At 53.2% G+C, this 9,379-nt stretch carries 8 protein-coding genes; 7 read left to right on the forward strand and 1 reads right to left on the reverse strand.

Translation table 11 applies throughout. The features are described 5' to 3' along the window. A partial coding sequence (locus D5S03_RS06665) for an AAA family ATPase (RefSeq protein WP_287043100.1) occupies nt 1-1,130 on the reverse strand: 1,130 nt, incomplete at its 3' end. Nucleotides 1,131-1,672: 542 nt separating this feature from the next. Between D5S03_RS06665 and D5S03_RS06670 the strand changes: the two genes are divergently transcribed. The 7 genes from D5S03_RS06670 (at nt 1,673) to D5S03_RS06700 (ending at nt 8,713) form a co-directional block, all read left to right on the forward strand. Next, nucleotides 1,673-3,685, forward strand: coding sequence for a CoB--CoM heterodisulfide reductase iron-sulfur subunit A family protein (locus tag D5S03_RS06670; RefSeq protein WP_008869695.1), 2,013 nt, complete (start codon nt 1,673-1,675; stop codon nt 3,683-3,685). A gap of 10 nt (nt 3,686-3,695) precedes the next feature. Beyond that, entirely contained in the window at nt 3,696-4,211 is a 516-nt protein-coding gene (locus tag D5S03_RS06675) for a 4Fe-4S dicluster domain-containing protein (protein WP_008869694.1), read from the forward strand. A 12-nt stretch (nt 4,212-4,223) separates the two neighbouring features. Beyond that, on the forward strand, nt 4,224-5,135 hold the full coding sequence (locus D5S03_RS06680; protein WP_008869693.1) for a CoB--CoM heterodisulfide reductase iron-sulfur subunit B family protein: 912 nt from the start codon (nt 4,224-4,226) through the stop codon (nt 5,133-5,135). A gap of 19 nt (nt 5,136-5,154) precedes the next feature. Then, the gene (locus tag D5S03_RS06685; protein ID WP_008869692.1) at nt 5,155-5,568 is read left to right on the forward strand and encodes a hydrogenase iron-sulfur subunit; all 414 of its coding nucleotides are present in this window, start codon (nt 5,155-5,157) and stop codon (nt 5,566-5,568) included. Between the two features lies 1 nt (nt 5,569). Beyond that, nucleotides 5,570-6,556 (forward strand): NADH-quinone oxidoreductase subunit B family protein, encoded by a 987-nt coding sequence (locus D5S03_RS06690; RefSeq protein ID WP_008869691.1) that lies wholly within the window; start codon nt 5,570-5,572, stop codon nt 6,554-6,556. 86 nt (nt 6,557-6,642) lie between these two features. Next, nucleotides 6,643-8,109 carry a Ni/Fe hydrogenase subunit alpha gene (locus D5S03_RS06695; RefSeq protein WP_008869690.1) on the forward strand — a complete coding sequence of 489 codons (1,467 nt, stop codon included), beginning with the start codon at nt 6,643-6,645 and terminating at the stop codon, nt 8,107-8,109. 97 nt (nt 8,110-8,206) lie between these two features. Then, entirely contained in the window at nt 8,207-8,713 is a 507-nt protein-coding gene (locus D5S03_RS06700; RefSeq protein ID WP_287043104.1) for a hydrogenase maturation protease, read from the forward strand. Nucleotides 8,714-9,379 lie beyond the last annotated feature (666 nt).

Genomic DNA, 9,379 nt, shown 5'->3' on the forward strand with positions numbered 1-9,379 from the left:
ACATACCAGACTGTTTCCTGGTTGCTGATCATGGTCTGCACCGGCCAGGTAAGTTCTCTGGGGATGACCTCCCTGTAGATGCGGTTGGATATGTGTAGACTGGGACGAAGATTGATAAGCCCCAGGTCCTTCACATACTGCAGATCGTCATCCGGAACTTGCAATAAGGTTTCCTCACCCGCCAGCAAAGGGGCAATTACCCCGTGCACCCGGGGCTCGCGCAGCTTGTCCGCCAGCTGGTCCAGATGGGTGGCCCTGGATAGAATCAGATTTTCCCGGGCCTGCAGATAATCGTTCAGGATGATTTTTCTGGTCCGGTCCCTGGAGGCCGTGATTTTCCAGGTCACTTCATGGCCAAGAGCATTCACTAACCAGGGCTGGCCCCTGGTATCCTCCCACAGTTCTGGAAAGATATCTTCTTCAAACGCCTGGCCGGTCTCTTCTGTGTGCTGCAGCCATAGGTCCTGGTCCTCTTCCATGGTGAAATTGGCCATGCGAATAGATGCGGATTTAATATTAAAGGCACTGCCGCCAGTGATGATTTCCCCGCCTGCCTGATGGATGCGATAATCGCGCACATCCCTGACTCCGCAGAGAATTATGCTCTGGGGAAAAGCCTCGGGTCGCTGGGCATAACCGGAGCGGATCTGACGTAGAAGAGATATGAGGGTGTCTCCTACGAGGGCATCCACTTCATCCAGCAGGAGGACTACAGGCCTGGAGGAAATGATGGCCCACTGTCTAAGAACAGAAGCTAGCAGGTGTTGAGGGGAAATTTCCTGTTTATTGCTTCTATACCAGGATTTAAGGTCAGCGTGGTCGGTATAGAGCTCCACAGAGTCTGCCAGAGCATCGCAAACCGCCGGAATGCCTTTGGTCTCGTCACCTCTGGCTGCCTGGGCCCCTTCAATATTGGCATAGGCACAATGGTAGCGGCCCTTTTCATTGATAGCCTTCATCATGGCCAGCAGGGTGCTGGTCTTGCCGGTCTGCCTGGGTGCATGCAGAACAAAGTAGCGCTGCTGATCAATGTAACCGGAAATCTCCTCCCAATCCACCCGCTGCAGAGGATCAATGGTATAGTGGATTTCAGGCTTGACAGGACCGGCATTGTTAAAAAAACGGGCCATGATAAAAGTCTCCTGTGGTTGACTGGCAAATGACCTGCCATTTTCAGGTCTTAAATTAAATCCAAAACTTTGGCTTTGCAAGATCAAAGGTTGAGATGGTTACTTTCGGCAAGAAAAATTAGCTGTTTCCAATCTCTTGTATCTGTCCCGCACTTATTTTTTTGATGAAACATTTTCAGCTGTTGGCGTTGGAAAAATAAGTGCGGGACAGTCCCCTGGTCTGGTGCCAGTAATCACCACCGAGCCCCCCTGAATGGCTACCCCTGCCTCATCCTCCTTTTTCTATTGAAAACCGTAATTCATTTGTTGTGGCTGCATTAAAATTATGTATTGGACTTTTTTTCACGAAAGAAGCAAGTGTCGACTTAAAAGCTCAATGAAATTCTCGTGTTACGCAAAACAGTTTCGTAGCATAAAGGAGGTTCTGCAGCATAAAATCTTGGGCCGGGATAATCAGCTGGTCTTATTGCGGCTTAATTGTCCCTCAAGGTATTATGAACGGTTTAACCAGTGGAAGTATTATTTAATCAAGGGGGTAGACCATGGCAAAAGTTGGCGTATATGTGTGCTATTGCGGCACGAACATCGCCGGAGTCATTGACATTGAAACAGTTAGGGCCTTTGCCGAGACCCTGCCGGAAGTGTCTGTAGCCCGCAAAGACCTGTTCATGTGTTCCGATTCCGGGCAGGAACTGATCAAACAGGATATCCGGGAGGGACTGGTGGACAGGGTGGTGGTTGCCGCCTGCACGCCCAGGACCCATGAGCCCATTTTCAGGGCGGCGGTGCAATCAGCAGGGCTGAACAAGTACCTTTTTGAAATGGCCAATATCCGGGACCAGGACAGCTGGGTCCACCCAGACAACCCTGAAGAAGCCACCAACAAGGCCATGAGGCTGCTGGCCAGCGCGGTGGGCAAGGCTTCCAGGCTGAAACCCCTGGAAGAAAAGTACGTGGACGTAACCCCGGCGGCCATGGTCATCGGCGGGGGAGTGTCCGGAATCTCCTCGGCCCTGGAACTGGCCAACATGGGCTACACCACCTATCTGGTGGAAAAGGATCCGTCCATCGGCGGCATTATGGCCCAGTTAGACAAGACTTTTCCTACCAATGACTGCTCGGCCTGTATTCTCACCCCGCTTATGGTGGATGTGGCCAACCACCCCAACATCAAGCTCATGACCTACAGTGAAGTGGAAGATGTGGAGGGCTTCATCGGCAATTTTACAGTCAAGGTCCGCCGCAAGCAGTCCTATGTAGACTGGAAGAAATGCACGGGCTGCGGGGATTGTGCCACCTCTTGTCCTGTGCGGGTGCCCAATGAATTCAATCACGGCATGGATCAGCGCCCGTCCATCTATATTCATTTTCCTCAGGCTGTCCCCAAAAAGGCTGTGCTTGACGTGGAAAGCTGCATCAACTGCGCCGGACACAAGCTGGGACGCGAACCCAAGATCAGCAAAAAAACAGGCAATCCCATGATTGCTCCCTGTCAGAAAGTCTGTCCTGCGGATGCCATTGACCGCAGTCAGCAGCTTGACCCCCAGGGGAGCATTGAAGAGGTCAAGGTGGGCAGTATTGTGGTGGCCACGGGTTTTCAGGTCATGGACAAAAAGTGGTTCAAGGAAATGGCTCCGGACTCGCCCAACGTCATTACCGCACTACAGCTGGAGAGGCTCATCTCAGCCACCGGTCCAACAGGGGGCAAACTCTACATGCCCTCCACAGCCAACAAAGTCCCGGAGACCATCACTTTTGTTTCCTGTATGGGCTCCAGGGATGAAAAGTTTCATACCTACTGCTCCAGGGTCTGCTGCATGTACATGGTCAAGCAGGCCAGGCTCCTGAAGGAGAAGTACCCGGATTTAAATATCTACATGCATTTCATTGATGTCCGGGCAGCGGGAAAGGAATACGACGAATACTACACCGGTGCGCGCAAAATGGGCATAAATATACTCAAAGGCAAGGTAGGGGGACTGGAAGTCCTGCCTGAAGACAGGCTCAGGGTTTTGGCCTACGACATGGAAGGCTGCGTGCCGGTGGAGTACCAATCCGACCTGGTGGTCCTGGCCACGGCAATTGAAATACCGGAAACGGCCAAGAAACTGGCCCATGCCACGGGTCTGCAGTTCTGCGGCTCTCACTTCTACCGGGAGCTGCATCCCAAGCTGGGTCCGGTGGAAACATCCGTTGAAGGCCTTTTCCTGGCCGGTTGCTGCCAGGGACCCAAAGACATTCCCGATTCAGTATCCCAGGCCAAGGGTGCAGCCGCCACAGCTGCGGTCCCCCTGGCCCAGGGCAAGGTCAAGATTGAACCCATCATATCCGAGGTGCACACGGAAAAATGCAGCGGATGCGGCATCTGCGTGCCGCTTTGCCCTTATGACGCCATCACCATGAAAATGGTGGACGATCATCCCCGGGCGGAGATCGACATGACTGCGTGCAAGGGATGCGGCGTATGCACCACTGCCTGTCCTTCCGCAGCAATAGTACTGCATGGATACGAAGAGGAGCAGATATACGCGCAGATAGAAGCCCTAACCGTTTAGGAGGAATAAAATGTCTGAGTATATAAAACTTGAAAGTGACAAGATCTCGGAAGGGGTCAAGACCATCATGGACCTGGGAGGGCACGGTCTTCTCAGGTGCGTCCAGTGCGGGGCATGCTCCGCTGTCTGTCCGGGGGTCAAGGCCGGTTTTCCGGTACTGTGCAGGATGCTCATAAAGAAAATCCTGGACGGACAACTGGAGGAGATTATCGAGGATAGTTCATCCTGGGGCTGCCAGGCCTGCAACAGGTGTACGGAAGTCTGCCCCCAGGGGGTCAGGCCCCAGGAAGTGGTTTTCGCCTTCCGGCGTTACCAGGCCAATGACCTGGCCTTTTCCACATCGGCCATTACCAGCCAGATGAACCTGCACGCATACGGGCATGCAGTCTTTACCGATGCCCGGGAACTGAGGGCAAAGGTGGGACTGCCCCCGGAAGCGCCTACCTCGGCATACAACGAGAAAGCTCAAAAAGAGATTCAAACCCTGCTGGATAACAGCCCCATGGGCGAGCTGGGGATATTTTAAAGGAGGCCGGCAATGCAAAAATATGGAATGTATCTGGGATGCAACATCCCCTTTAAAGCCCCGGACATCGAGCAGTCCTTCCGCAAGGTCTTTCCGGCCCTGGGCGTGGAGCTTGAAGACCTGCAGGGAGCTTCGTGCTGCCCGGCCTGGGGAACGGCTCCATCTTTTGACATGGATACCTGGTGCGCTATTTCTTCTCGCAACATTGTCCTCGCCGAAGAAAAAGAGCTGGATCTCATGACGGGCTGCAACAGCTGTTTCGGAGTCCTGAGCGAAGCCAAGCACTTTATTGAGGATAACCCGGAGAGGAAAAAACGGGTCAATGAAAAGCTGCAGGCCATTGAGCGCAGGTTCGAGGGGTCAGCGGGAGTGTATCATGTTTCTCACGTCCTGCACGAAAAGGTTGGAACTGACAGGATCAGGCAGGGCCTGACCTATTCCCTTGAGGGCCTCAAAGCTGCCATCCAGCCTGGGTGTCACGTCCTGTGGCCTTCGGACGTTTACCAGGTCAAAGAAAAAAATCCTTTCTTTCCCACCATTCTAAAAGAACTTACCCAGGCCCTGGGCGCTGAGGTCCCACATTACAGCCGGCTGGAATACTGCTGCGGAATGGGCGGGATGCGCACCACTGACGTGGAAAAGTCGCTGGGTCTTTTCACGGACAAGATTTTGTCCATAAAAGAAGAGATTGATCCCGATTTCATCGTCACCACATGCTCCTCCTGCTTTCTGCAGTTCGACATGTCTCAGCCCATACTCAAGGAGCGCGGGGTTATCGATTTTACGATCCCGGTTTTTTACTACACCCAGGTGCTGGCCCTGGCCCTGGGCTTTGATCCCTCTCATGTGGCGGCCATCAGCCAGACCCCCAGGGATGCAGTCATAGCCGAGATTCAGAGCGAGAAGAGAAAAATCCAGAAATGACAACCAGGAGGATAAATTCATGTCTTTCAGTCCAAATATTGTGGGATTTGCCTGCCAGTGGTGCACCTATGCCGGGGCGGATCTGGCCGGCAATCTGCGCTGCAAATATCCACCCACCATCAAGCTCATCAGAGTACCCTGCTCGGGCAGCGTGGAGCCGGAATACGTCCTGGAATCACTGGCCAGGGGGGCCGACGGCGTGCTCATCGGGGGTTGCCACTACGGCGACTGCCATTACAAGGAAGGCAACTACAAGACTTCACGCCGCATGACCATACTAAAGAAAATGATTGAGGACGCAGGGTTTGATCCCAAGCGTTTCAGGCTGGAATGGATTTCCGGGGCCGAGGGCAAGCGTTTTGCCGAAGTGGTGGAGGAATTCACCCGGGAACTTCAGGAGCTTGGTCCCAATCCGGTCAAGGGAGGTAAATGAAATGGCTGATAAAATTAAGTTCGGTTTTCTGCTGGCAGGAGGATGCGCCGGCTGTGAAACGGCCCTGGTTGATATTTCCGAAAGGCTGGTGGACGCCCTGGATCACCTGGAGGTGGTTTTCTGGGCCCCCACAGTGGCCGACGTAAAATACAAGGACCTGGAAGCCATGGAGGACGGGTACATTGATCTGGCCTTTGTGGACGGAATGGTCCGCAACACCGAAAACGAACACACGGTCAAGGTGCTCCGCCAGAAATCCAAGACCCTGGTGGCCTTCGGGGCGTGTGCATCTCTGGGCGGTATAGCCGCCCTGGGAGATATGCATTCCAAGAAAGAACTGTTTGACCAGGCATATAAGGACACTTTCAGCACGGACAATCCAGAAGGGATACTGCCTGAACCGCAGTGCCTCTGGGAAGGAAAGTATGATCTGACCCTGCCTGCATTCACCAAAAGGGTCAGCACCATAGATCAGCTTGTAGATGTAGACTACTATGTGGGCGGATGCCCTCCGCATCATGATTTTATTTTCCAGCTCATCCAGGCGGTTGTTTCGGGCAATCTGCCTCCCAAAGGCTCATGGCTGACCTCGGGCAAGGCTGTGTGCGATGTGTGCAAGCGCAATCCGGCCGAGCATGACCAGCAGAGACTGCCCATAGGAGAGGTTTACAGGACCGTGGAAGGCCTGCCCGATGAAGACAAGTGCCTGCTCCAGCAGGGCTATATCTGTTTCGGTCCGGTGACTCAGGGGGACTGCCAGGCCTCGTGCCTTAATGTTAATATTCCCTGCCGGGGCTGTGGCGGACCTATTCCCGGAGTCAGGGATTATGGAGCCAGGTGCGTGTCCATGGTGGCCTCCAGTCTCAAGGATGATCAGACAGCAGAAAAGCTTATCGCCAAATTCAACGATATGGCCAAGTTCTGCTACCGCTACTCTTATTCAAGTGGAATACTCAATCAAAAACTGACCCCTGGAAACAAAGCTTAGTCCCGGAGGCGTGATATGGGCGGATCAGCAGCCCTGATTAAAAGACACCGGGTCTAAACAGGGGTCAAATCAAAGGAGAAAGCAAAGTGAAAAAGATAGAGATCAATCCCATGACCCGCCTGGAGGGGCACGGCAAGATCGCCATTTTTCTGGATGAAAATGGCAATGTTGACGATGCCTTTTTCCAGACAGTGGAATTTCGCGGGTATGAAAAGTTTCTGCAGGGCATGCCCATTGAGGAGGTGCCCAGGACCGTGTCCACGGTGTGCGGAGTCTGCCGGGCGGTGCACTTCCTGTGTTCCATGAAGGCCTCGGATGATGTCTACGGCGTCGCTCCGCCCTCTACGGGCAGAAAACTGAGGGAACTCTTCTACAGCGCTCATACAGTGGAAGACCATACTGCTGTGCTTTATGCCCTTGGTTTTCCGGATTTCGTAGTGGGTCCGGACGCATCCCCGGCAGAACGCAACCTGGTGGGCCTTATCAAGGCTGTAGGTGCGGAAACAGGGAAACTTGTTCTTCAGAAACGCGGCCTGGCCGTAAAAATTTTCGAACTCCTGGGCGGCAAGCCCAATCATCCTGTTGCGGCCCTGCCAGGAGGATGGTCCAAGAGGATCAATGAAGAAGAGCGGGCCCAGATCGAAAAATGGGCTGAAGAACTGGTGGAACTGGGCAAGCTGACCCTCCAGGTCTTTGATGACGTGGTGCTCAAGAATCCCAAATACATGGAACTGGTCACAGGAGAAATGTACAGGGTCGAAGTGGGCAACATGGCAACCGTTGATGAGCAGAACCGCTTTGCTCTATATGACGGTACCCAGAAGGCCATAGACGCCCAAGGCAATGTTGTGGGTACTTTTCGCGGCAAAGAATACCTTGATTTTATTTCCGAACGGGTCCTGCCCTGGTCCTATCTCAAGTTTCCTTATAACAAAAAACTTGGAGGCTGGGACGGGATAAAGAGCGGCCCGGACACCAATATATATTGTGTGGGTCCCCTGGCCAGGATGAACGTGGTGGATTCCATGAGCACCCCGCTGGCCCAGGAGCATTTTGAGAAGTTTCACGATACTTTTGGAGCCTGGCCCGTGCATTATATCCAGGCTTACCACTGGGCCAGGGCAATCGAGGTGCTGGCAGCCGCTGAAAAATGCCTGGAGCTGTCCAGGGATCCGGAGATAACCGGCAGCGATATCTGGAACCAGCCATCGTCCTGCACCGGTGAGGGGGTAGGTATTCTCGAAGCCAACAGGGGCACCCTGGTCCATCATTATATCACTGATGACCAGGGGATTGTTCAGAATGCCAACCTTATTGTGTCCACAACCCACAACAACGCACCCATCAACCTGGCCGTAAAAACCGCGGCCCGGCATTTTATTCAGGATGGAAATGTAAGCGAGGCCCTTCTGAACCACGTGGAAATGGCCTTCAGGCCTTATGACCTTTGCCTGGCCTGCGCCACGCATACGGTTACCGGAGGGCAGCAGCCGGTGGAGGTCAACATCTATAAAAACAGCGGTGAACTGTACAAGCAAATGAAGAACTTTTAAGTATGGGGTCACAAGGCGGGAAGACTGTCTTCCCGCCCTGCACACCTGCGTCCTGGGGAAGGCCACCTGCGCCAACTTTTTTAATAAGGCATACAGCATGAATGATTTTAGAACTATTGTCCTGGGCATAGGCAACCCTCTGCTGCAGGACGACCGGGCCGGGCTGGAGGTGGCCCGGCGGGTCTTTGAACTGGGCCTTTCCGTTGATACCCAGGAGCTTTACACCGTGGGCTTCGAGGTCATGGACAGGCTTATGAGTTATGATCGGGCATTTATTGTTGACGCATGCAGGCTGGGAAACAAGCCGGGTACAGTTATGGAAGTAAGGATCGAGGACATCTTTTCATCCAAAAGCCTGGCCAGTTCCCACGCCATAACCCTTGGAGCGACTCTCAAGACCGCTTATCAGCTGTTTCCGGATGAAATGCCCGGGGAACTAAGGATATTTCTGATAGAAGTGGAGAGGATTGACGAGTTCACGGATATTATGAGTCCCTGTGTTGATCAGGCTGTGCAGGAGACAGTGGACATTATTGCCTCGGCAATAAGCTCAAAGGGTTGTAAGAGTGGAAGAAATATGAGCTGTTGCAGGCATATCCTGTAGCCGCAGAATCCAACCCCTCTGTCTGTAACCATTCAGGGGGCAGATACCGGCCAGGGGGACAGTCCCCGCGACACTTTCACTGCACAACTGAAAAGTACAGACGCGAAGTTTTGTGAAGCATCATAATCATCACTTAGCGGGGACAGTCCCCTGGCCTTGTGCCATCAGCCAACACCGAGGTCCCCCTGAATGGTTACCTCTGTCTTTATGTCATGGTCGAGAAAAGCCGGTACCTTCCTTGCGGGACTCTGCTAATTGTAACCATTCAGGGGATGCCTCAATCGTCCAGTAATCACCACCGAAGACCCTCTGAATGGTTACCTGCAATTTAAACCTTGATCATGAATAAGTCTGCTTGACATCATAAATCATAAAACATACAGATAATCTATGCGAATAACTTTATCCATACCAGATGAGATTGCTCGCCGATTCCAGGCGTCAGTACCTCCCCGTCAGCGATCCCGTCTTGTTACACGATTGCTGGAGCAAGAATTAGCGAAACATGACAGCTCGCTGGCGGATGCCTGCCGTGCAGCCAATAGGGACACAGTTTTAGAGCAAGAGATTGATGAATGGCAGGCATTTGAGGACGGGATCGAGGAATGACCGAACCCGTCATCATGCGGGGAGACACTTGGTGGGTGAGTTTGGACCCGACTCAGG

The sequence above is a fragment of the Desulfonatronospira sp. MSAO_Bac3 genome (assembly GCF_003838035.1).
In the GTDB taxonomy this organism is placed as follows: domain Bacteria; phylum Desulfobacterota; class Desulfovibrionia; order Desulfovibrionales; family Desulfonatronovibrionaceae; genus Desulfonatronospira; species Desulfonatronospira thiodismutans.